This is a genomic window from Rhizobium sp. GN54 (assembly GCF_021026345.1).
Classification (GTDB): Bacteria; Pseudomonadota; Alphaproteobacteria; order Rhizobiales; family Rhizobiaceae; genus Mycoplana.
Genome location: NZ_JAJNCZ010000011.1, coordinates 125515 through 147795 on the forward strand (window position 1 = coordinate 125515; position 22281 = coordinate 147795).

Annotated in this window: 21 protein-coding genes; 14 read left to right on the plus strand and 7 right to left on the minus strand. The window is 61.8% G+C overall.

Annotated features, from left to right (window positions below; genetic code table 11):
* Window positions 1-5: 5 nt before the first annotated feature.
* The 8 genes from LQK81_RS22660 to LQK81_RS22695 all read left to right on the plus strand — a co-directional run bounded on the left by LQK81_RS22660 (window position 6) and on the right by LQK81_RS22695 (window position 11017).
* Window positions 6-182: a hypothetical protein gene (locus tag LQK81_RS22660; protein WP_025419229.1), complete on the plus strand. Its 177-nt coding sequence runs from the start codon at window positions 6-8 to the stop codon at window positions 180-182.
* A 220-nt stretch (window positions 183-402) separates the two neighbouring features.
* Window positions 403-1365, plus strand: coding sequence for a DUF3991 and toprim domain-containing protein (locus tag LQK81_RS22665; RefSeq protein WP_230808684.1), 963 nt, complete (start codon window positions 403-405; stop codon window positions 1363-1365).
* 138 nt (window positions 1366-1503) lie between these two features.
* Window positions 1504-2112 carry a DUF1419 domain-containing protein gene (locus LQK81_RS22670; protein ID WP_230808685.1) on the plus strand — a complete coding sequence of 203 codons (609 nt, stop codon included), beginning with the start codon at window positions 1504-1506 and terminating at the stop codon, window positions 2110-2112.
* A gap of 13 nt (window positions 2113-2125) precedes the next feature.
* Window positions 2126-2527 carry a DUF3085 domain-containing protein gene (locus LQK81_RS22675; RefSeq protein ID WP_230808686.1) on the plus strand — a complete coding sequence of 134 codons (402 nt, stop codon included), beginning with the start codon at window positions 2126-2128 and terminating at the stop codon, window positions 2525-2527.
* A 101-nt stretch (window positions 2528-2628) separates the two neighbouring features.
* Window positions 2629-7719 carry a DEAD/DEAH box helicase family protein gene (locus LQK81_RS22680; RefSeq protein ID WP_230808687.1) on the plus strand — a complete coding sequence of 1697 codons (5091 nt, stop codon included), beginning with the start codon at window positions 2629-2631 and terminating at the stop codon, window positions 7717-7719.
* A gap of 718 nt (window positions 7720-8437) precedes the next feature.
* Window positions 8438-8755, plus strand: coding sequence for a hypothetical protein (locus LQK81_RS22685; protein ID WP_230808688.1), 318 nt, complete (start codon window positions 8438-8440; stop codon window positions 8753-8755).
* 338 nt (window positions 8756-9093) lie between these two features.
* Window positions 9094-10863: a ParB N-terminal domain-containing protein gene (locus LQK81_RS22690; protein ID WP_230808689.1), complete on the plus strand. Its 1770-nt coding sequence runs from the start codon at window positions 9094-9096 to the stop codon at window positions 10861-10863.
* A complete protein-coding gene (locus LQK81_RS22695) occupies window positions 10835-11017 on the plus strand; it encodes a hypothetical protein (protein ID WP_230808690.1) in 183 nt (60 codons plus the stop codon). The genes LQK81_RS22690 and LQK81_RS22695 overlap by 29 nt, the downstream gene beginning before the upstream one ends.
* Window positions 11018-11170: 153 nt before the next feature.
* Here LQK81_RS22695 and LQK81_RS22700 read toward each other — a convergent pair whose 3' ends face one another.
* Window positions 11171-11401, minus strand: a complete 231-nt coding sequence (locus LQK81_RS22700; RefSeq protein ID WP_230808691.1) for a hypothetical protein — start codon at window positions 11399-11401, stop codon at window positions 11171-11173.
* Between the two features lie 312 nt (window positions 11402-11713).
* Here LQK81_RS22700 and LQK81_RS22705 point away from each other — a divergent pair, with 312 nt between their 5' ends.
* Together LQK81_RS22705 and LQK81_RS22710 are read left to right on the plus strand one after the other, a co-directional pair.
* Window positions 11714-12301 (plus strand): hypothetical protein, encoded by a 588-nt coding sequence (locus LQK81_RS22705; protein WP_230808692.1) that lies wholly within the window; start codon window positions 11714-11716, stop codon window positions 12299-12301.
* Window positions 12302-12575: 274 nt separating this feature from the next.
* Window positions 12576-13499: an ArdC family protein gene (locus tag LQK81_RS22710; RefSeq protein ID WP_230808693.1), complete on the plus strand. Its 924-nt coding sequence runs from the start codon at window positions 12576-12578 to the stop codon at window positions 13497-13499.
* A 3-nt stretch (window positions 13500-13502) separates the two neighbouring features.
* Here LQK81_RS22710 and LQK81_RS22715 read toward each other — a convergent pair whose 3' ends face one another.
* A complete protein-coding gene (locus LQK81_RS22715) occupies window positions 13503-13691 on the minus strand; it encodes a hypothetical protein (RefSeq protein ID WP_230808694.1) in 189 nt (62 codons plus the stop codon).
* Window positions 13692-14186: 495 nt separating this feature from the next.
* Here LQK81_RS22715 and LQK81_RS22720 point away from each other — a divergent pair, with 495 nt between their 5' ends.
* On the plus strand, window positions 14187-14495 hold the full coding sequence (locus tag LQK81_RS22720) for a DUF736 domain-containing protein (RefSeq protein WP_168808684.1): 309 nt from the start codon (window positions 14187-14189) through the stop codon (window positions 14493-14495).
* A 314-nt stretch (window positions 14496-14809) separates the two neighbouring features.
* Window positions 14810-14980: a hypothetical protein gene (locus tag LQK81_RS22725; protein ID WP_230808695.1), complete on the plus strand. Its 171-nt coding sequence runs from the start codon at window positions 14810-14812 to the stop codon at window positions 14978-14980.
* Between the two features lie 43 nt (window positions 14981-15023).
* On the opposite strand, the gene LQK81_RS22730 is transcribed toward LQK81_RS22725, so the two are convergent.
* From LQK81_RS22730 to traC, 5 genes are all read right to left on the minus strand, one after another.
* Window positions 15024-15302, minus strand: a complete 279-nt coding sequence (locus tag LQK81_RS22730; RefSeq protein ID WP_230808696.1) for an HU family DNA-binding protein — start codon at window positions 15300-15302, stop codon at window positions 15024-15026.
* Between the two features lie 140 nt (window positions 15303-15442).
* Window positions 15443-15700: a WGR domain-containing protein gene (locus tag LQK81_RS22735; RefSeq protein ID WP_230808697.1), complete on the minus strand. Its 258-nt coding sequence runs from the start codon at window positions 15698-15700 to the stop codon at window positions 15443-15445.
* 256 nt (window positions 15701-15956) lie between these two features.
* Entirely contained in the window at window positions 15957-17876 is a 1920-nt protein-coding gene (gene traG / locus LQK81_RS22740) for a Ti-type conjugative transfer system protein TraG (protein ID WP_230808698.1), read from the minus strand.
* Complete coding sequence (traD, locus tag LQK81_RS22745; RefSeq protein WP_230808699.1) at window positions 17863-18078, minus strand: type IV conjugative transfer system coupling protein TraD; 216 nt, start codon at window positions 18076-18078, stop codon at window positions 17863-17865. Before traD ends, traG begins: the two co-directional genes overlap by 14 nt.
* A gap of 4 nt (window positions 18079-18082) precedes the next feature.
* Window positions 18083-18379 (minus strand): conjugal transfer protein TraC, encoded by a 297-nt coding sequence (gene traC / locus LQK81_RS22750; protein ID WP_230808700.1) that lies wholly within the window; start codon window positions 18377-18379, stop codon window positions 18083-18085.
* Window positions 18380-18624: 245 nt separating this feature from the next.
* Here traC and traA point away from each other — a divergent pair, with 245 nt between their 5' ends.
* Both traA and traF read left to right on the plus strand, forming a co-directional pair.
* Window positions 18625-21927, plus strand: coding sequence for a Ti-type conjugative transfer relaxase TraA (gene traA / locus LQK81_RS22755; protein WP_230808701.1), 3303 nt, complete (start codon window positions 18625-18627; stop codon window positions 21925-21927).
* Between the two features lie 14 nt (window positions 21928-21941).
* Window positions 21942-22281, plus strand: a 340-nt coding sequence (gene traF / locus LQK81_RS22760; RefSeq protein ID WP_442967176.1) for a conjugative transfer signal peptidase TraF, incomplete at its 3' end; no start/stop codon positions are given.

Sequence of the window (22281 nt, forward strand, 5' to 3'; positions counted from 1 at the left end):
CTCAGATGAACACCGATCTTTCTCTTGCGCAAAACCACGCCTTCCAGCTTTCCCGCACCCTGATGGTTCCGGTCACACTGTTCAGGTCCGGCGACGAGTTCGGCGTTCTGCCGAGCGACGAACTCGACGATGAAGACGATCTGGAGATCGTGCATGAATTTCATCCCTGGCCGGCTCATTGAGCCGGCATTTTCCTCTCCTTGATGCCGCTTGCGCGCGGCAGGCGACAAGGGAAGCTTCGCCGCGCCGTGGCACCGACAGGAGGTGCCAAGCTGCAGATCAGCAGGTTGCCATGGCGCGCCCTTGCCTCCTTTGCTCTTCGCGGACCGCCGGGAACGGTCCGCAAATTGCGGGAAGAATGGATCTGGAGAGAAGGGCGGCGCCAAGAGCGCCGGGAAAATAATGGAGAAACAGAAACTGGAAGAACTTCGGGACCGTGTCCCGTGCGCAGCCGTGTTGGAACAGTCTGGCTTTTCCATCGATGTCAAGGAAAGCACCCGCAAGGCAGTAAAATACCGGCGCGGTGCGGAAATCGTCATCGTCATCCATGAGGGGCGGGGATGGTTTGATCCACTGTCCGACGCGAAAGGCGATGTCTTCGGTCTCATGGAGCATCTGGACGGCGTGACCTTTGTCGAAGCGCTCAATCGGGTGGCGGATCTCGTCGGGGTCATCGCCAGGGATCCTGTCTGGTCTCGTGCGGTCCAAAAGCCCGCTTATAGCACATCCGTCCCGGAACGCTGGACCTCACGACGTAAGCCGTGGCAGGGATCCATGACTTGGCGCTATCTGCACACCGAGCGCCGCCTGCCGGTAACCATCATTCAAGAGGCCATCCGAAGGGACGCTCTTAGAGAAGGCCCTTATGGCAGCATGTGGGCCGCGCATGTCGATGGCGATGGCGCTGTCACCGGCTGGGAGGAGCGCGGTCCCGACTGGCGCGGCTTTTCGACAAGCGGTTCTAAAATCCTGTTTCGCCTTGGTTCCTCCGACGCCTTGCGTCTTTGCGTCACCGAAGCGGCGATCGACGCCATGAGCCTTGCGGCATTCGAGGGACTTCGCGAGGGGAGCGTCTATCTCAGCACCGGCGGTGGTTGGTCGCCCGCGACGGACGCCGCGGTCCGTAAGCTGGCCGCGCGTCGCGGTGCTGTTCTGGTCGCGGCTACGGACGCCAATAGCCAAGGCGAGACCTTTGCCGGCCGCCTCCGTGAGATCGCTGATGAGGTGGGCCGTGACTGGCTGCGCCTGAAGCCGCCGGCCGAGGACTGGAATGAAGCGCTGAAAGCGCGGGAGAAAGAAAAGAGGGAGAGAAGAATGGACACAAGCCGAGGCCTGCCGCAGTCGCGCCGCCCGCATCAAGGATGAAGCTGCGCCCGGCTTTGCCGGCCCTTGACCCGGGCGGAACACGCTGCGGCTTGAGGGGAGGGGTCAAGAAGGACTGAAGAGGATGGTGAGGCAGGGCAGCGCCGCACTTCGGTTCGGACAGGGCCAAAGGAGCCGCCAATGAGCACCCCTTCCGCAATCCGTAAAGTCTACCAGGGCATCACTGAGCGCCATCAGATGTTCCGAATGTTCGATCGGCATGCACAGCGTCCTCACCGTTTCGAGGGTAACGCGAGCGCGCTTTATGCTGGCGAGTGGTTTGAAATCACCGAGCGTGCACATGATTACATGTACGAGATCCTGCCGCCGTTGTGGATCCGGGGCTCGATGTTCGCAATGCGGGAATTCCTGATCGGATCCGTCACATCGGTATTTTTTGCGTTGCGGATCGACGGGGTCATTCGTTACTTCCATAGCTATTGTGATCTCTCCGACCGTGGGTCTGTGGAAGACATGCGACTGGCGATCATCGAGCGGGAGACGCGCCCGGTGAGAGCGATGACGCGGGACGAACGCCTCGAGCACATCTGGAGCGCCACGGCGGACGCCTATCGCGGCTATTCCGATGAAACTGCCGCGCAGTATCTGCCGGGCCAGCGCGTCATCGCTCTCTACACAGGGGCTGGAGCTACCAGGTTAAAGCTTCTCGACGACCTGACCGACGACGAGATCGCCACCAAACTGCCCGTCCAACTGCGCCGTATTCCCGATGCGGCAGCCGCAGCGTGAGGGGATGGGCGCCATGCTGTCCTTTCCGATTGAATCCGTGCGGGCGGTGATCGCCCGCGGTCGCGCCGATGCAGAAGCCAATGGCGGCTCTCGCAATCCCCACTATGGCCTTCAGCCCGGGCGCGACGAACGGCCAGGTCTATGGCTGGTCGGTGACCACGGTGTTTACTTGTGCTCGAACGGTGCATTGCCGGATGGCGAAAAGCCGTTCGTCGCTTACGCACTCGAATGCGATCCTCGCACGAACGACGACTGGTTCGAGGTCAAACGTAAGACCTTCGGGGGAGATGACGGCGTCGAATTCATCGATGCCGAGCAACTGGAGGCGATGATCGCTGCCACCCCCAATGCGAGGCACCTCGGCATCACCTTCGATGATGACTCGATGGAGCTCTTCATCATCGAGTGGTCGTAACGTCCCCGCCGCAGCGGGATCTTCAACATCAATCAGCGTCCGTTCGCCGCCGAACTCCACCGGCGGAACGATGACGCGCGCTTTCACAAGGAGTTTGTATCGTGAGCAACGATCCCTTCACGCTCGACATGTTCGGTAGTTCTGCACTCTCTTCAGGGCTTGGCCTTGGCGTCACTGCCTTCGGCGACTTTTCGCCTGCAGCCGCAAATGACGACGATCCGGAACCCACGCCGCCGGCGCCGGCACCTGCCACGCCGGTCGCTGGCACTCCCATTCGGCGGGTAGGACTTCAGGCAAACTTCTATCTTGAGGGTGATCGCGGCTTACCTCCGTCCTGGAAGGATCGCGCCCGCGCCAATGTTGCGGCCATCATTGTCGCCAATAACATCTCCAAGCAGGACCGCCCAGCAACCCCCAAGGAGCAAGCGCAGCTGATCCGTTTCACCGGCTTTGGCGCCGGCGAGTTGGCCAATGGCATGTTCCGTAGGCCGGGCGAGGGCGATTTCCGTAACGGCTGGAACAATCTAGGATCCTCGCTGGAGAACGCAGTCTCCGAAGCAGACTATGCATCGCTCGCCCGCTGCACGCAGTATGCGCATTTCACGCCAGAGTTCATTATCCTGGCGATCTGGGCCGGCATCCAGAGGTTTGGCTGGCGCGGCGGCCGCGTGCTGGAACCAGGCATCGGCACGGGCCTGTTCCCCGCGCTGATGCCAGAAGCGTTTCGAAACAGCAGCTACGTCACCGGCGTCGAGCTCGATCCCGTCACCGCGCGGATCGTCAAGCTGCTGCAGCCGAAGGCCCGGATCATCGAGGGCGACTTTTCCCGCACCGACCTTGCTCCGATCTACGATCTCGCCGTCGGCAATCCGCCCTTCTCCGATCGCACCGTCCGCTCAGACCGAAACTATCGGTCGCTCGGCCTGCGCCTGCACGACTACTTCATCGCCCGGTCTATCGATCTGCTGAAGCCGGGCGCGCTGGCCGCGTTCGTTACTTCCCATGGCACCATGGACAAGGCCGATACGACGGCGCGGGGGCATATCGCCAAGTCCGCCGACCTGATCGCGGCGGTCCGCCTGCCCGAGGGCAGCTTTCGCCGGGACGCCGGCACTGATGTCGTCGTCGACATCCTGTTCTTCCGCAAGCGCAAGCCCGGTGAGCCGCAGGGGGATCAGACCTGGCTCGACGTTGACGAGGTTCGCCCCGAAACGGAGGACGAAAGTGCGATCCGCGTCAACAGGTGGTTTGCCCGGCACCCCGGCTTTGTGCTTGGCACCCATGCGCTGACGTCTGGACCGTTCGGCGAAGTCTATACCTGCTTGCCGCGCGCTGGAGAGGATCTGGAAGCCGCCCTTGCCACTGCGATCGATCTTCTCCCGGCCGATCTCTATGACGGCGAGCCGACGCCGATCGACATCGATCTGGAGGACGAGCTCGGCGAAATCGTTGATCTGCAGCCGAGGGACAGAGCTATCCGCGAGGGCAGCTTCTTCATCGACCGGTCGAAGGGCCTGATGCAGATGCTGGATGGAGCTGCCGTGCCTGTGACGGTGCGAAAGCGTCATACAGGGGATGGGATCTCGGAAAAGCGTGTCCGGATCATTTCGAAGCTGATCCCGATCCGTGACGCCGTGCGCGAGGTGCTGAAGGCCCAGGAAACCGACCGGCCATGGCGCGATCTTCAGGTCCGGCTTCGCATAGCCTGGTCGAGTTTCGTGCGCGATTTCGGGCCGATCAACCACACGACCGTCTCCATCCAGGAGGATGCCGAGACTGGCGAGGTGAAGGAAACCCATCGGCAGCCGAACCTCGCACCTTTCCGCGACGATCCCGACTGCTGGCTGGTCGCCTCGATCGAGGACTATGATCTGGAGACCGACATGGCGAAGCCAGGTCCGATATTCGCAACCCGCGTGATCGCTCCGCCGGTGTCGCCTGTCATCACCAATGCGGCTGATGCGCTGGCCGTCGTACTCAACGAGCGCGGCCATGTCGATCTCGATCATATCGCCGAACTCCTGCATCTCGATGCTTCCACCGTTATCGCCGAGCTCGGCGACGAAGTGTTCCGCGATCCTGCCGATGGATCCTGGCAGACGGCAGATGCCTATCTCTCCGGCACGGTGCGCACCAAGCTCGCCGCAGCACAAGCGGCAGCCGAGCTCGATACGGCCTATGAGCGCAACGTGCGGACGCTTCAGGATGTGCAGCCGGCCGATCTGCGACCATCGGACATCACCGCCCGTCTCGGTGCGCCTTGGATCCCAGCCACCGATGTCGTCGCCTTCGTCAAGGAGACGATGGAGGCCGATATCCGCATCCATCATATGCCGGAGCTCGGCTCCTGGACGGTCGAGGCGCGGCAGCTCGGCTACTCGGCGGCGGGCACATCCGAATGGGGCACGAGCCGGCGGCATGCCGGGGAATTGCTGGCCGATGCGTTGAACAGCCGGGTCCCGCAGATCTTCGACGTGTTCAAGGACGCCGATGGCGAGCGTCGGGTGCTCAATGTCGTCGATACCGAGGCGGCGCGCGACAAGCTGCAGAGGATCAAGCAGGCATTCCAGGACTGGGTCTGGACCGATCCCGATCGCACCGACCGACTGGCGCGGGATTACAACGATCGCTTCAACAACATCGCGCCGCGAAAATTCGACGGCTCGCATCTGAAACTTTCCGGCGCCTCAGGCGCCTTTGTTCTTTATGGCCACCAGAAACGCGGCATCTGGCGGATCATCGCCGATGGCTCGACCTACCTTGCTCATGCCGTCGGTGCCGGCAAGACCATGACCATGGCGGCAGCGATCATGGAACAGCGCCGTCTCGGCCTAATCGCCAAGGCGATGCTCGTCGTTCCCGGCCATTGCCTGGCGCAGGCGGCCCGCGAGTTCTTGGCGCTCTATCCGAACGCGCGCATCCTGGTCGCCGACGAGACCAACTTCACCAAGGACAAGCGCGCGAGGTTTCTGTCGCGGGCAGCGACCGCGACCTGGGATGCGATCATCATCACCCATTCGGCGTTTCGCTTCATCTCCGTACCATCGGCCTTCGAACAACAGATGATCCAGGACGAATTGCAGCTTTACGAGGATTTGCTGACCAAAGTCGACAGCGAGGACCGCGTCTCGCGCAAGCGGCTCGAGCGGCTGAAGGAAGGCTTGCAGGAGCGGCTACAGGGCCTAGCGACCCGCAAGGACGACCTGCTCACGATCTCGGAGATCGGCGTCGATCAGATCGTCGTCGATGAGGCGCAGGAGTTCCGGAAATTGTCCTTCGCCACCAATATGTCGACGCTGAAAGGCATCGACCCGAACGGCTCGCAGCGCGCCTGGGATCTCTATGTGAAGTCCCGCTATATCGAGATGAGGAATCCCGGTCGGTCGCTGGTTCTCGCCTCCGGCACACCGATCACCAACACGCTCGGCGAGATGTTCTCGATCCAGCGCCTGCTCGGCCATGCTGCCCTTGCCGAACGCGGGCTCCACGAGTTCGATGCCTGGGCCTCCTGCTTCGGTGACACGACGACCGAACTCGAGATCCAGCCATCCGGCAAATACAAGCCGGTCAGCCGCTTTGCCTCCTTCGTTAATGTGCCGGAACTGATCGCGATGTTCCGCTCGTTCGCCGATGTCGTGATGCCGGAGGATCTCCGGAAATATGTGAAGGTGCCCAACATCTCGACCGGCCGCCGTCAGATCCTGACGGCCAAGCCGACGGCTCTGTTCAAGACCTATCAGCAGATGCTCGATACCAGGATCAAGGCGATCGAGCAGCGCGAAGGTCCCGCCAAGCCGGGCGACGACATCCTGCTCTCGGTCATCACCGATGGACGCCATGCGGCGATCGACCTCCGTTTCGTCATGCCGGGGACCGACAACGAAGAGGACAACAAGCTCAATCTGCTCGTTCGCAACGCCCACAGGATCTGGCAGGAGACCGGCGAAACCATCTATCGTCGCCCCGACGGCAAGGACTTCGACCTGCCGGGCGCCGCACAGATGATCTTCTCCGATCTCGGCACGATCAATGTCGAAAAGTCCCGCGGATTCTCGGCCTATCGCTTCATTCGCGATGAGCTGATCCGGCTCGGTGTGCCCTCCTCGCAAATCGCCTTCATGCAGGACTACAAGAAGACCGAAGCCAAGCAGCGACTGTTCGGCGATATCAAGGCAGGCAAGGTGCGGTTTCTGATCGGTTCGTCAGAGACCATGGGCACCGGCGTTAATGCCCAACTCCGGCTGAAGGCACTCCACCATCTCGATGTGCCATGGTTGCCATCGCAGATCGAGCAACGCGAGGGCCGAATCGTCCGCCAGGGCAATCAGCATGACGAGGTCGATATCTTTGCCTACGCCACGGAAGGCTCGCTGGACGCCTCTATGTGGCAGAACAATGAGCGCAAGGCGCGATTCATTGCCGCCGCCCTTTCAGGCGACACGTCGATCCGGCGGCTGGAGGACATCGGCGAAGGAGCTGCCAACCAGTTCGCGATGGCCAAGGCCATCGCCTCCGGCGACGAGCGGCTGATGCAGAAGGCCGGACTGGAGGCCGACATCGCGAGGCTTGAACGATTGCGTGCTGCCCACGAAGACGATCAATATGCCGTTCGTCGGCAGATGCGTGATGCAGAGCGAGAGATCGAGGTCTCGACCCGGCGTATCGCCGAGATCGGCCAGGATATCGCGCGGCTTAAGCCGACAGGCGGCGAGGCCTTCAGCATGACGGTGCTCGGCGAGAGCCATGCTGAGAGAAAGGAAGCGGGTCGCGCGCTGATGAAAAAGATCCTGACGCTTCTGCAGTTGCGGCAAGAGGGCGAGGTGCATATGGGGACGATTGGTGGCTTCGACCTTGTCTATGAGGGTGAGCGCCTCGGCAAAGGCGATGGTTATCGTTATGAGACGCTGCTTCAGCGCACCGGCGCCGATTACGAAATCGATCTGGCGATCACCGTCACACCGCTCGGCGCCATATCACGCTTGGAACACGCTCTCAGCGGCTTCTATGTGGAACAGAACCAGTATCGCCGGCGGCTTGAAGAGGCCGAGCGGCGATTGGTGTCATACCGGTCCCGAGACGGAGGCGCTTTCGCGTTCGCAGACGACCTCAAGGAAAAGCGGCTGAAGTTGGGGGCAATCGAGGCTCAGCTGGCGGAAGGTCTGGACAACGTGACCGTCGCGGCAGCTGCATAGCTGCGTTGCACAATAAATGTTTTCCAGTTGGTCAAAATTCGGGCATAGTGCCTTCAGCTGATGCAGATGACGGTCACCTCCCAGTTCCGTCGCAGCAGCTGTTCCCCTCTGGAGGTTTTAGATCTCCACACTTCATGGGCCGCGGTTTTCCGGAGGCCCATTTTTTTATTCTCCGTTCGCCTCGTTGGACGAATCCGGGAGGTTTATGCCGAAACGACTTATGCGCGGGTCCCGCCGCTCGGCAGATCGAAGCGCAATTATCGCAAGGTACCGTTCGCGCATGGTCCTCATATCGATTTCTCCGCGAATCCATTCCTCCGAAAGGTCTAGGAAAGCAGGATCCGTGTCGATCGGCACACCATGCACCCGTGCCCGGTCAATCGCACGCTTTGCGATGGCTCTCCGGGTCTCGGGATCTGTGCTCATGCGGTTTAGTCCTGCATTCATGATGAACGGCGAGATCTATCAGGCGGCAAATTGAATCACGACTTGAAACTGCCTTTCGTCAACAATATCTGAGCATCACTTCCCGATGAGACGATGTCCTGCTCGCTGCAATCGCCGCGGCGTTTGAGATTGTCCCGGGATACAGAAGAAGGCGCTCCCCTCACGGGTCGAGCGCCTTTTTTGTATCGGAGGCGTCCGCTGAGGAGGTGCTGCATCTTGACCGCAACCGCTTTGCGGATGAGATCTGCAGCAAAACACATCGCAGGGACACATGCCATTTTTTCTGGTGACGCAGACATCGCTGGTCGAAGCTCGAGACGAGCAGGAGGCCGCTCAAACGGGCGTCGACCGCCTTCGCTCCGGAGGACAGGTCACCGTTTCGGTGAAATCGGATGAAACAACGATCACGCACGTCGTTGTCGCCGCAATGGTCGAGGAGCCCCTCCCGATCTCGCCCCCCGAAGCCGTCAATCCACCGCATTCTGCAATTGCTATCCCAGAAGCGGTTTCTGTCGCACCGGAAAGCAGGAAACTGATCTTGAAGCGCATGCTCGCCGATGGCCTGGCTCTTCTTGGGCGCCGAACCTAGTCCCATCCTCGGAGTATGGCGGCCGCCGGCATTCTCCGGTCGTCGAGCGGTTGGCACGAACTGAGAAATGAGAATTTGAGAAAAGAGGAAAGCAGCAAGGATGAACCGGTCGCAGATCGGTCCTCCTGTCGGCGCTAGCGCTCAACCGCCGCCTGCGCCATCCCGGCTGATTGTCCTTCGCAGGGCCGTTAGCCCCGCTTGCCCTTCCCAGCAGGGATGCTCGGCCGCAGTTGCGGCAGTCCGGCCGCTCGGCGGTCCGGGAGGTGTCTTCGAAGAAAGGAAGACAGGAAGGGCTGGCAAAGCGCCGGTCTGGAACCCTCTAGACAAGGACAAATCCCATGCAGATCATGAAAGTTGACCCGCGCGCGCTCAAGGAAAATCCCGACCGGATGCGCCAAACGAAGTCGTCGCCGCAGGCCGATGCGCTGATGCTGGCGACCATTAAGGCCGTTGGCATCGTCCAGCCACCGGTGGTCGCCCCCGAAACGGATGGCGGAAACGGGTACATCATCGACGCTGGGCATCGCCGCGTGCGGCTCGCCATTGCCGCCGGACTGGAAGAAATCGAAATCCTCGTCGTGGATGCCGCTAACGATAATCCTCGTTCTTGGGGCGCCATGCGTTCGATGGTTGAGAACTCCGCGCGAGAGCCTCTTAACCCGGTCGATCAGTGGCGGGGCATCGAACGTCTCGTTGCTCTCGGCTGGACCGAGGAAGCGATCGCGGTCGCTCTTGCGCTTCCCGTCCGCCAGATCCGCAAGTTGCGCCTGCTCGCCAATGTCTTGCCTGCGATGCTTGAGCAGATGGCGCTCGGCGACATGCCGTCCGAGCAACAGCTGCGGATCATCGCGGCCGCGGGGCAGGTGGAGCAGAAGGAGGTCTGGAAGGCGCATAAGCCGAAGAAGGACGACACCGCTCCGTGGTGGCAGATCGCGTCCGCGCTCACCAAGAAGCGCATGTACGCAAGGGATGCAAGTTTCGGTGACGATCTGGCCCAGGCCTACGGCATCGAATGGGTCGAGGACCTCTTCGCACCCGCCGACCAGGACGGACGCTATACCACAAATGTCGAGGGGTTCCTCGGCGGCCAACACGAGTGGATGACCAGAAACCTGCCGAAGCGCGGCGCCATCGTCGAGGTCAACAGCTGGGGCCAGCCGGAGCTGCCGAAGAAGGCAGCCCAAGTCTACGGGAAACCCTCCAAGTCCGATCACACCGCGCTTTACCTCGATCGCGACGGCAAGGTCCAGACGTTGCATTACCGCATGCCGGAAGCGGCCAAGCCGAAGGCAACCGGCAGGGAAGGAATCACCGAGAGCGGCGAAGGTGTCGGTGCAATTGATGTTTCAAAGCCTCGCCCTGATGTCACCCAAAAGGGCCATGACATGATCGGCGATTTCCGCACTGACGCTTTGCACGACGCGCTTGGCCGCGCGCCGATAGAGGACGACATGCTTATGGCGCTGCTGGTGCTGGCCTTCGCCGGGCAGAACGTCCGTGTCGACTCCGGTGCGGATGGGACCTTCTACGGCGGCAAGCGCTTTTCGCGCCATGCTGGCTCTCTGTTCGACGAGCATGGCAAGCTCGCCTTCGACCAGGACACGCTTCGTGTTGCCGTTCGCTCCGTGCTGATCGACGTTCTGTCGTGCCGCCGGGGCATGTCGAACAGCGGCATGGTGTCCCGTATTGCAGGTGAGGCAATCGGCGCCGACGAGTTCTTGCCGAACATGGGTTCGGAGGAGTTCCTCCTGTGCCTGTCGCGCCAGGCGCTGGAGGCGTCTTGCGCCGAGGCATCGGTGCAGCCGCGGCCAAAGGTTCGGGAGACCCGCGCAGCGCTCGTCGAGCATTTCGCGAGCGAGCACTTCGTCCATGCGTCGGCCCGCTTCGCGCCACCTGCCGACGAGTTACTCGATTGGATCCGAGCAAGCTCCCCCACCGATACCCTTGGCACGGCCTCGCACGACGACGACGGCGGCCAAGCCGACGACCCTGCTGAGGAGCAGGACGGGCAGATCGATGAGGCTGCGGATCTGGACGATCTACAGGATCCGGATTTGTCTGACGACGGAGAGCACGACGATGACTTCGATCAGCGAGCGGCAGCATGACCGCCGCCTGCCAGTCGAACATGGCAGCACCCACCCCCGATTTTCGGGGGTAGCGTTCAACTCCAGTGCGGACGGCTTCGTCGTCAATCTCACGCACCATGCTGAAAACGACTGGCCATCCTTCTTCATCGGCTGCCGAAGCCGGGGGATGTGACATGATCGACATTCGCGCTTCGAAACCGCTGGCGAAAGCAATCGGCGCCCGGCGAGAGACCCAGCGGCATCTGGACGTCTGACCCGGTAGATTACAGCGCGCGCGGGAAGGCAGGCGATGACGATGAAGGCCCGGAGCCGGGCGCGTCGCCGATCAGGTCCACGTATTTGCCACCAGGAGCTCGTTGACCGCCTCACCTTCGAGCGTTGGATCGAAATCGACATGATCCACCACAGGCTGGCGATGCAAGAAACCGTCATCGGCGAACTGCAGCATTGCGATTAGCGACCTCCGCATCATCCGGCGACATAGGCAGACCCGGATAAGAAGCCGCTGGTGCTGAACATCCGGCTTTGATGTCGTCGGCATGGTGGGCTTGGCCATAAACTGTTCCTTCCCGCTAGAGCCAGATATCGGGCCGTGCCGGACTGCCCTTCTTGTTCGCTGCGGTCTGAACCGGCGGCCGGGCGTTTCAAGGCCGCTGTCGCGCCGCGGAGCGGCCGATTCAGCCTCACAGCGCGAGAGCAGGCGCGCGGTCTGCTCAGGTCAAAACCTGCTGGCCCGCAAACCTGCCCTGCTTGTTCAGCCGGACCGGACCTCTGAAGCCGCCCGTCCTTTGCCGGTTCTTGAGTACCCGCATCGAAGGGCAGACCGGCACAGGCCGGAACCGCTTCGGTAGCCAAGGAAGGAACTGATATGGCCAAGCCCGCAACTCTCAACCGCTCCAACGCACGGGTCTCGCAACTCCGCAAAGGCGCAACCCTCGAAATGGTTCGCCTCTCGTGCCCCGACGCCTCCCAGGCACTTAAGATCGCTGAAAGCTTCGGCACAGCGGTTGTCGACAGCGATGGCATCCGCAGTCTGCACGAGCGGCTGATCGTCGACACCGCCGACAGCCTTTCCGAAGGGCTCGGCGAAAAGGCAATGCAGATCCATCTGCAGCGCATTGTCGGAGCCTTCGTCGGATCGGCGCACGGCGCCGGCCAGTTCTACTCCCGCGCCGTCACCGAAGCGCGCGACGCAACGGCCAAGGCCTCCAACGATGCCCGCGACGAGGATCTCGACGGTCCGGTTGGCTATGACAGCGCCGCGCAGCGTAAGCGGGAATTCGCGGCCGACATGGGCATCCAGTCCCATGCGCTGCGGATGGCAGCCGAGGGCGCGGTGGCGGCCTACGAGCAGGTTGTCGGCGAGACCTGGAAACCCTTCGACCGACCGGTCGAGAACCCGGGCGCATCGCTCGACCGCAAGGCGGCCGAGGCTCAGATGGCGGCACTCGGATGACACACTTGGCGGGGATCACACCTCGCCATTTCCCTCTTTTCAGGCTGGCGCCAACAGGCGCCGGCCTTTTTCATGTCGAGAACGACTCTGGAGACGCCCCAATCGCGGCCCGTCCCGCTCGGCGGTCCTGCAGGAGCCGGGCGCCCATGCAACGGCTCCGCCGTCCTCCACGCTGTTACGGCCTTCGGTGCATTGGCCACACCAACGGCCCCTGACTTCAGACCTCCGTGACGGACCGCGATAGGCGCGGCCTTAAGAAAAGGAGAGAGAAGTCATGACAAAGAAACCAGAAGCGGACCGATTGGAGATCTACACGCGGATCACCGATCGGATCGTCGAGGATCTGGAAAAGGGCGTCCGCCCCTGGATGAAACCGTGGAGCCCCTCCAACATCGGTGGCCGGATCACCCGGCCGCTGCGCCATAACGGCCTTCCTTATTCAGGCGTGAACGTTCTGCTCCTGTGGTCGGAGCAGATGTCACGTGGCTTCGCCTCATCAATGTGGATGACCTTCAAGCAGGCGCTCGATCTGGGCGGAGCCGTGCGCAAGGGCGAGATTGGCTCGACTGTCGTCTTCGCCAGTCGTTTCACCAAGTCGGAATCGGACGGAAACGGCAACGAGGTCGACCGGGAGATTCCGTTCCTGAAGGCGTATGCGGTGTTCAACGTGGAGCAAATCGACGGTTTGCCCGTCAGCTATTATGCGCCGTCCGCCCAGGTCTTTGATCCGGTCGAGCGGATCGACAGCGCCGATCGCTTCTTCCGAAATACCGGTGCGGTCATTCGGCAAGGCGGCAATCAGGCCTATTATTCCCCGGTCATGGACTATATTCGGATGCCGCCGTTCGAGGCATTTCGCGATGCTGCCGGATACGCGGCTGTCCTCAGTCATGAGGCAACCCACTGGACGGCTGCGGAGCATCGCGTGGGACGTGACCTGTCGCGCTATGCGAAGGACCGGACCGAGCGGGCACGGGAGGAACTCATCGCCGAGCTAGGCAGTTGCTTCCTCTGCGCCGATCTTGGCATCGCACCGGAGCTCGAACCTCGGCCAGATCACGCATCCTATCTGCAGTCGTGGTTGTCGGTTTTGGCCAACGACAAGCGGGCGATTTTTCAGGCGGCGGCCCATGCGCAGCGCGCTGTTAGCTTCCTGCATTCGCTGCAGCCGGAAGCGGATGTGAAAGCTGCCGCCTGAGGTTCAAGCGCGGTCGTCACCACCGGTGGCGGCCCCGTAGTCGATATCCGGCTGGTCCCTATGCAATTGTTGTTGGAGACCTTGTGCAATGTCAGCATCCAGCCTTCCCCAGATCGACGGTTTTGCAGTGTCGGGCTTGGGTTTGCGGGACGGTTTGCGTTCGACGATGAACGGCTTGGTCTGCTGACGCATTGATCCTCCAGGCAGCGATTCGCGAGGGCAACGATATCGCACCGGGCGCAGTCAGCAAGCGGGCCAATGTTAGCTGAAACGCTTGTCCCCTGATGAAGCAGACGATGAGAGCGGTCCCGGCGCGCGTGGCGCGGGATGGCCTCGTACCCAAGGCAAATGCAGCGGAATGCCATCGCCATATCCCTTCCCGTCAGAGTTTCTAGCGACCCATCCGCGGGCTCGATGAGGCATGTCTGACCGGAGACCGGCTGCGCCTAGATCGTCTTCCCGCAACGGCCACCACCACTTTTCTTACCCCTGCCGGCTTAGCCGCCATTCCTCTCCGACTAACAAAAGTGGCAGTTGCCGCCCTCCACTTTGTTCCGGCCCAATCGCCACCCCAACGCGCAAGCGCGTTGGGGACCCCGGCTGGGTGCGGTCCGATCGTCACCGGTCTTTGCGACAGCCATCGAGGCCGCGATGGGCGCGGCCCGACACGAGAAAAGGAATACGACAATGGCAACTATCGGCACCTTCACCTCCACCGAAAACGGCTTCACCGGCTCCATTCGTACTCTCGCCCTAAACGTCAAAGCCCGCATCGCACGGGTCGATAACCCCTCCGACAAGGGCCCGCAGTTCCGCGTCTACGCCGGTAGCGTAGAGCTAGGCGCCGCCTGGCAGAAGACCTCCGAGCAAGGCCGCGACTACCTCTCGGTCAAGCTCGACGATCCGAGCTTCCCGGCCCCTATCTACGCAACGCTCGCCGAGGTCGAAGGCGAAGACGGCCTCCAGCTCATCTGGTCCCGCCCGAACCGGGACTGATGAGATCACGGGCTCCGCCGCCGGCGGAGCCTTCTCCTCTACCGAGTAATCAAAGCCGGACCAGGCATTGAGCCAGGTCCGGCTTTTTGGTGCCATCCGGAGAGGATGGAGAACCTGCTCAGTATTCGGTGATGATGCCGACGGGACCGCCGTCGTCAAGGATGAGCGGTCCCCCCAATTTCGAGTTGGCAGCGGAGCCGCCAACACGAAATCGGCTCCCCCACTCCCCGGCGCTGCCGGTCGCCTGAGCGATCCCTGACATCGTCATTCCCTACCCGGCGCCGCTGATCGTCTTTCACATAGGAGATCGGACAATGACCTACGAACTCGAAAACCAGATCGAGGAACTGCGGGCTGAGATGAACACCGCCTGCGACGCGAACGAGGGGCGCCAGATTGCGGCGGAGCTGGAACTCGCTCTGGCCGAGCTTGCCGCCGTCGAGGCTGAGCAGGACGGTCGCGTCAGTGCGGTCCCTCCGTTCTAGGAGGCTTCCGTCTTGCAGCCAGACCCCTGGCGGCATAAATGCCTCAGCCGTTGAGCGCGTCCTTCACCGTCTTGCCCGGCGCAAACGTCAGCTTTTTTGAGGCGGCGATCTTGATGGTCGCACCGGTTGCGGGATTGCGGCCCTCACGCTCGGGTGTCTCCTTGATCTTGAACTTTCCGAAAGACGGGATCGACGTTTCCGAGCCAGCCTTTGCTGCCTCTGTAATCTGGCTGAAGACGCTTTCGACGATGGCCTTGGCCTGTGCCTTGGTCAGGTTCTGCTCGGATGCAATCTTGTCGGCGATTTCATTTGTGGTGGTCATGAAGGACAATCTCCTCTGCTTGTTTATGTCCTTCAGGTATGACGGCGACGATATGGCAGCTATAGGGCCTCCAATGCTGGAAGTGTTGCCAGACACGGGAAAACCACAGGAAACATGAGGTTTCGATTGTTCCAGACACATCAATCGGCGCAGCGGACGTCGCGATAGCCTCGGGCTCTCTTTGTGCGCTCGAGGCGAGACATAGCCGTGTTCGCGTCCTCTTGGCTATCGAAGGTTTCAATCATCGTCTGCCCGTTAGATCCGATACGTCCCCAGTTGCGGATGACGGAGGCGCCACCAAACAGGGTCGGTTGAATCGCGAGCATATAGAAGCGCCGCATATTCTGTGTAGCGTCGATACGGTGAAGATGTACCGGGCATGTTTCCTCGTTTTGCATGCCCGGATTCTCGCGTCTTCGCGAACCGGCGTCCAACGACTTCTATGAATCGGTACCGGATGATCGATTCATCTCGCTGATGCTTTTCCCTTCGAAATGAAAGGAGCGTGGGCGAGGCGGCTTTGCCGCACGGCTCTATGCGCTTGAGCGCACCGAACACGCCAGGCGATTTCGTCCCATGCGGGTTGCGATCCTCTCGCGGACCGGCTCGCCGCCGGCAGCAGATCGCAATCCTTCGAGCGCGCTCTCATTCCCCTTACTCTCCTTCACGATGAAACCTGTTCTGCCCGACACAGGCTTTTATGTCGTCACGTCGGAACCAGATCGCGCGACCGCATCTGAGCGGCGGATTGCCCGCGGTGAACACGGTCTGCTCGTCGCTGCGCATGCGCAGGACCTCGTGCGGCATGATCAGCGGCCGACGGCTGAGCTGCTTCGATCGCGATCGTGACGTTCCCTTCATACCGGTGGAGCGATTTGTCTGGTCGACCTCGACCGTGGTGTCGCCGCAGCGCTTCGAAATATAATCCGCCGTGTCCGGATCGTTGATCGCGGCGAACGAGATCCACGATGCGGATTCGAACCATTTGCTGGTCGCGTCACGCCCGCCATAGGCTTCGCGCATCTGGCCGATCGACTGGAAGATCATGGTGAGCGTTATGCCGTATTTCCGGCCGGCGTCGCGGGCCGTTTCGAGGATGCGCAGATAACCAAGGCGCGCGACCTCGTCGAGCAGGAAGAGCGTGCGTCCCTTGACCTTGCCGTTGCGATTGTAGATCGCGTTCAGCAGCGAGCCGATGACGACGCGCGCCAGACCAGGATGTGCCTCCAGCACCTTGAGATCGAGCGCGATGAATACGTCCGCGCCGCCTTCCGCGAGATCATCGGTCGAGAAACTGTCGCCCGACACAAGCGCCGCATAGTTCGGATAGGACATCCAATGCGTTTCCTTCACCGCATTGGCGTAGACGCCGGAAAAAGTTTCCGGCGTCATGTTGACGAAAACGGCAACATTCTCCTTCACGAAATCGGAGTCCGAACCTTCGTAAATGCGCGTCAGGCGCTCGCGGAGCTTTGGCTCTGGCTCCGAGAGGTTCGACCGGACCCGCCGCAGCGTCTGGTCTTTCTCGCCCGTATGCCCGGACAGGCAGACATCGGCGATCAGCGCCGTCAGGAGCTGCATGGCGGATGCGCGAAAGAAGTCGTCGCGGGCGGACGCGGCCCGTGCATTGTCGGTCATGATCCACGTCGCCACCGCGACGATGTCCTCTTCCTTCGTGTTGCCGTGGCGGCCGATCCAGTCGAGCGCATTGAACCCGATCGCAGGCGTGGCGGGATCGAGCACGATCACGTTGCGGCCGGACTTGCGCCGGTGATCGATGACCATCGGCGCAACTTCACTCGACGGGTCGAGCACCACAAGACCACCGCCCCACTTGAGCGCAGTCGGGATCGTGACGGATGTCGTCTTGAAACCGCCGGAACCTGCAAAGACGATCCCGTGCGACGAGCCGAAGGAACCGTCGAAACACAACAATGGTGACTTTCCGCCGGCTCCCCAGCTTTGTCTGTCATCGGCCCGGAACGGCATGGCCCCGACACTGTCGCGATCGACACGGTATCGCTCGCCAATGACGATGCCGCCGGTGTCGGGAAACAGTCTTGCAGCCTCGGGCAGTTTCATCCAGTCGGCCTCGCCATGGACGGCGCGTCGGCCGGTGATCCGCTTCGGCGAACTGGTCGCGAAGGCGGCATTGCCCCTGAGTGCAACACGCAGCGCGAACATGCCGCTGGTGAAGGCGGTGGCCGCACCCAGCATGGTTGCCGGATCGATATAGGTCAGAACCGATTGCCCTGCCGGGACACTGTTGGCAAAGCCGGCCAGGCGGAATGCCTCGCGGACGATGGCGACAGTGATCGCCAAGCTGTTGCCCGCGAGCACGCTCAGACCAGCCGCCCTGATATTGGCTGATCCGTTCGTGGCGAACAGGGCCATGATGCCGATGGCGGCCGCGATGACATAGGGCAAAGCGAGACCGGCTCGGCCCAGCATCAGCTTGGCCTGTGCCGATGTTCCGAGTGCTGCCAGCCAATGTTCCATTCCGGATGTCGCGAACATTGCGGTGAGCATGACCAGCATCGGCAGTATGAGAAGCATCAATCTATTCGCCGTCATCGCCGAATGCCTCAGCCCCGATCGCGATCAGGCGCGATTTTTCCCCCTCATTGCCTTTGATCCGCTGGCTTGCGTCGATCAGCATGCCGAGCAGCAGTGCGCGCTTCTCGTAGCGGAGGCCTGCCTTCACGATCAGGCCACCAAGCTCGATTTTCTCGCGCGTGTCCTTTTTGCGCGCGTCTGACGCCATGGATTTCGCCATTCGCTCAAGCCTCACTAGGCCCGCCCGCATCCGCGCCAGACGCGAGCGCCGCAGATGTTTCGTCGATGGTCCTGGTCCCCCCGGCTTGTTTTTTCCCAGCCGACCTTGCCTTTGCTGCGCGAAACATTTCGGCAATCTCCTCGAAAGCCGCCTGAAGCTCGCTTTCCTCGATCTCAACCTCACCAAGACCGGCTTTCAACGCAATCCTGCCGATGCGCTCGGCTTCACGGGTCTCTGCCTGCTTCAGCTGGTCCTGCAATCTGGCGATTTCTTCCCTGATCCTGGACGACGGTTTCTTCATTCCGGTTGCTCCTATGACGTCTGGGCGTTGCACTTGCGATGCCCAGATTCTCCCGCATGCCCTTGGGAGGGAATGTGCAGATCTGCACGTCGGCAAGGCCGACACTTTGGTGGATGATCCCGCCGTTCCGAAGGAGCGGCTTCCAAGGGCGCAATTATACGTCGCTGGCGCGAAGCCTTGCGTTGAGGCCTGAACGGCCTGGCCAGTTCCCGACGAACGAGGTTCGAACCAGGAGACTCACCGCCGTGGCCATCGCCCACTTCTCCGTCAGCATTGTCAGCCGTGGTGACGGCCGCAGTGCAGTGCTGTCGGCTGCCTACCGGCATTGTGCCAGGATGGAGTACGAGCGGGAGGCCCGCACCATCGACTACACCCGGAAAGAAGGGCTTCTGCACGAGGAGTTTGCTCTCCCGGCGGATGCCCCGAAATGGGTGCGGCTGCTGACAGCCGATCGTTCGATTGCCGGTGCTTCGGAAACCTTCTGGAACAAGGTCGAGGCTTTCGAAAAGCGCTCCGATGCCCAGCTTGCCAAGGACCTGACCATTGCTTTGCCGCTGGAGCTGACGGCAGAGCAGAACATTGCTCTGGTGCGGGATTTCGCGGAGCGGCAGATCCTGTCGAAGGGGATGGTGGCGGACTGGGTCTACCACGACAATCCCGGCAATCCGCACATCCACCTGATGACGACCCTGCGGCCGCTCACCGAGGACGGTTTCGGCCCGAAGAAGGTCGCGGTTCTCGGGGAGGATGGCCAGCCGCTGAGGACGAAAGCCGGAAAGATCGTGTACGAGCTCTGGGCCGGCGCGACGGATGATTTCAATGCCTTTCGTGACGCCTGGTTTGAGCGCCTCAACCATCACCTGGCGCTGAACGGGATCTCGCTGCGTGTCGATGGTCGATCCTACGAGAAGCAGGGCATCGATCTGGAGCCGACCATCCATCTCGGCGTCGGCGCCAAGGCAATCGAGCGCAAGGCGGAGAAGCAGGGCGTTCAGCCTGAGCTGGAACGGATCGAGCTGAACGATGCGCGGCGTGCCGAAAACACCCGCCGCATCCTTCGGACCCCTGGGATCGTGCTCGACCTGATCACGCGGGAGAAAAGCGTCTTCGGCGCCCGAGATGTTGCGAAGGTTTTGAACCGTTATGTCGACGATCAGTCCGTGTTCCAGCAGCTCCTGACACGGATCATCGAGAGCCCGGAGGTGCTGCGGCTTCAGCGCGAAACAATCGACTTCGCGACCGGGGAAAGAGTGCCGGCCCGTTACACGGCGCGCGCGCTGATCCGGCTAGAGGCGGAGATGGCGAGTCGGTCGGTCTGGCTCGCGGGAAGGGCGTCGCATAGCGTCTCGGACAAGGTGCTGGAGGCCACCTTCGCCCTTCATTCGCGTCTGTCGGAAGAACAGCGGACTGCTATCGAGCATGTTGCCGGTTCCGCGCGCATCGCGGCGGTGGTCGGCCGCGCAGGCGCGGGTAAGACCACCATGATGAAGGCGGCCCGCGAGGCGTGGGAACTGGCTGGATATCGGGTTGTTGGCGGTGCGCTTGCGGGCAAGGCAGCGGAAGGTCTGGAAAAGGAAGCGGGGATCCAGAGCCGAACGCTTGCCTCATGGGAGCTGCGCTGGAACCGCGGCCGCGACGTTCTGGACGACAAGACCATCTTCGTCATGGACGAGGCCGGCATGGTTGCCTCAAAACAGATGGCTGGGTTCATCGACGCCGTGGTCAAGGCAGGTGCGAAGATCGTGCTTATCGGGGATCCCGAACAGCTTCAACCGATCGAGGCGGGTGCTGCTTTCCGGGCGATCGTCGATCGCATCGGCTACGCCGAACTCGAAACCATCTATCGCCAGCGCCAGGACTGGATGCGCAAGGCGTCGCTCGATCTTGCGCGCGGCAATGTCGAGCGGGCGATTGTTGCATACCAGAGTGAAGGCAGCGTGCTCGGCGCGCGTCTCAAGTCTGAAGCCGTCGAGAGACTGATCGCCGACTGGAACCACGATTACGATCAGACGAAGACGACGCTGATCCTCGCCCATCTGCGCCGCGACGTGCGCATGCTCAATGTCATGGCACGCGAACAGCTGGTCGAGCGAGGCGTTGTCGGAGAGGGACACGTCTTCAAGACAGCCGACGGCCCCCGCCGTTTCGACGCCGGCGACCAGATCGTCTTCCTAAAGAACGAGGGATCGCTCGGCGTTAAGAATGGCATGATCGGTCATGTGGTAGAGGCGGCGGCGAACCGCATCGTTGCAACGGTGGGGGAGGGTGATCAGCGCCGGCAGGTAATTGTCGAACAGCGGTTCTACTGCAATCTCGACCACGGCTATGCCACCACGATCCACAAAGCCCAAGGCGCCACCGTCGACCGGGTGAAGGTGCTGGCTTCCCTTTCTCTGGATCGCCACCTGACCTATGTCGCGATGACGCGCCATCGGGAGGACCTTCAGGTCTATTTCGGTCGCCGCTCCTTTGAGATGAACGGGGGGCTGACGAAGATCCTGTCGCGGCGAAACGTGAAGGAAACGACCCTCGATTACGAGCGCGGCACGCTCTACCGCGAGGCGCTTCGCTTTGCCGAAAACCGAGGCCTGCATATCATGCAAGTGGCGCGGACGCTGCTGCGCGACCGGCTCGACTGGACGCTGCGCCAGAAAAGCAAGCTCACCGATCTCACCAACCGCCTTCGCCAGATCGGTGAACGTTTCGGCCTGCGGCAATCCCCGCCAACACAATCAGCCAAGGAGTCGAAACCCATGGTCGCCGGCATCACCCGGTTCGAGAATTCTGTTGCAGACACGGTTGAGCAAAAACTCGACGCCGATCTGGCGCTGAAGAAGCAATGGGAGGAGGTCTCGATCCGCTTCCGCTATGTCTTCGCTGATCCCGAGACGGCGTTTCGGGCGATGAACTTTGGTGCCGTGTTGGCCGACAGGGACACGGCGCGACAAATGCTGCAGAAGCTTGAGACCGAGCCGGCGTCGATCGGCCCGCTCAAGGGCAAGACCGGCATTCTTGCCAGCAAGACGGATCGCGAGGCGCGCCGCATCGCCGAGGTCAATGTGCCCGCAGTGAAACGCGACATCGAACGCTATCTGCAGATGCGAGAGAGCGTTGCACTGCGGCACGAGACCGAGGAAAGGGCGCTAAGGCAGCGCGTCTCGATCGACATTCCGGCGCTTTCACCTGAGGCACGCACCGTGCTCGAGCGCGTGCGCGATGCGATCGACCGCAACGATCTTCCCGCCGCCCTTGGATATGCGCTGAGCAACCGGGAGACGAAGCTGGAGATCGATGGGTTCAATAAGGCGGTGACTGAGAGGTTCGGCGAACGCACCCTGCTGACCAATGCCGCACGTGAGCCATCGGGCAAAACGTTCGACAAGCTCTCCGAGGGAATGCAGCCACAGGAGAAAGAGCGCCTGAAGGAAGCCTGGCCAGTCATGCGCACGGCCCAGCAGCTCGCTGCCCATGAGCGTACGACCGAGACCCTGCGGCAGGTCGAGGAATTGCGTCTCGCGCAGCGCCAGACTCCGGTTGTGAAACAATGAGGCGGCGCGGCGCGATGATGCTGCTGAGCGCGTCAATGGTGGCTGTCGCTTGCTTTATCACAGCGGCGTTTGTCGGCGGTTATAGGCTGAACCTGACGCCGAGCGAACCGGTCGGGCTCTGGCGTATCGAGAAACTCGATCGTCCGCTCGAGGCCGGAGATCTCGTCTTCATCTGCCCGCCCCCGACCGCAATATTCGAGGAGGCACGACGGCGAGGGTATCTCCGACGAGGCTTGTGCGCCGGTGGGTTCGCGCCGCTGATCAAGATGATCGCAGCACTTCCCGGACAGCATGTCGAAATCACGGATCACGTCGTGATCGACGGCGGTTCCCTTGCCGCATCTGTCGTCCGGA

Coding starts and splice junctions, on each gene's coding strand:
- LQK81_RS22705 (WP_230808692.1), top strand. CDS start 11,714: ATGGCCAAGCCCGCAACTCTCAACCGCTCCAACGCACGGGTCTCGCAA.
- LQK81_RS22730 (WP_230808696.1), bottom strand. CDS start 15,302: ATGACCACCACAAATGAAATCGCCGACAAGATTGCATCCGAGCAGAAC.
- LQK81_RS22690 (WP_230808689.1), top strand. CDS start 9,094: ATGCAGATCATGAAAGTTGACCCGCGCGCGCTCAAGGAAAATCCCGAC.
- traD (WP_230808699.1), bottom strand. CDS start 18,078: ATGGCGAAATCCATGGCGTCAGACGCGCGCAAAAAGGACACGCGCGAG.
- LQK81_RS22695 (WP_230808690.1), top strand. CDS start 10,835: ATGACTTCGATCAGCGAGCGGCAGCATGACCGCCGCCTGCCAGTCGAA.
- LQK81_RS22725 (WP_230808695.1), top strand. CDS start 14,810: ATGACCTACGAACTCGAAAACCAGATCGAGGAACTGCGGGCTGAGATG.
- traC (WP_230808700.1), bottom strand. CDS start 18,379: ATGAAGAAACCGTCGTCCAGGATCAGGGAAGAAATCGCCAGATTGCAG.
- LQK81_RS22710 (WP_230808693.1), top strand. CDS start 12,576: ATGACAAAGAAACCAGAAGCGGACCGATTGGAGATCTACACGCGGATC.
- LQK81_RS22700 (WP_230808691.1), bottom strand. CDS start 11,401: ATGGCCAAGCCCACCATGCCGACGACATCAAAGCCGGATGTTCAGCAC.
- traG (WP_230808698.1), bottom strand. CDS start 17,876: ATGACGGCGAATAGATTGATGCTTCTCATACTGCCGATGCTGGTCATG.
- LQK81_RS22735 (WP_230808697.1), bottom strand. CDS start 15,700: ATGCAAAACGAGGAAACATGCCCGGTACATCTTCACCGTATCGACGCT.
- LQK81_RS22715 (WP_230808694.1), bottom strand. CDS start 13,691: ATGCGTCAGCAGACCAAGCCGTTCATCGTCGAACGCAAACCGTCCCGC.
- LQK81_RS22670 (WP_230808685.1), top strand. CDS start 1,504: ATGAGCACCCCTTCCGCAATCCGTAAAGTCTACCAGGGCATCACTGAG.
- LQK81_RS22675 (WP_230808686.1), top strand. CDS start 2,126: ATGCTGTCCTTTCCGATTGAATCCGTGCGGGCGGTGATCGCCCGCGGT.
- LQK81_RS22720 (WP_168808684.1), top strand. CDS start 14,187: ATGGCAACTATCGGCACCTTCACCTCCACCGAAAACGGCTTCACCGGC.
- LQK81_RS22660 (WP_025419229.1), top strand. CDS start 6: ATGAACACCGATCTTTCTCTTGCGCAAAACCACGCCTTCCAGCTTTCC.
- LQK81_RS22685 (WP_230808688.1), top strand. CDS start 8,438: ATGCCATTTTTTCTGGTGACGCAGACATCGCTGGTCGAAGCTCGAGAC.
- LQK81_RS22665 (WP_230808684.1), top strand. CDS start 403: ATGGAGAAACAGAAACTGGAAGAACTTCGGGACCGTGTCCCGTGCGCA.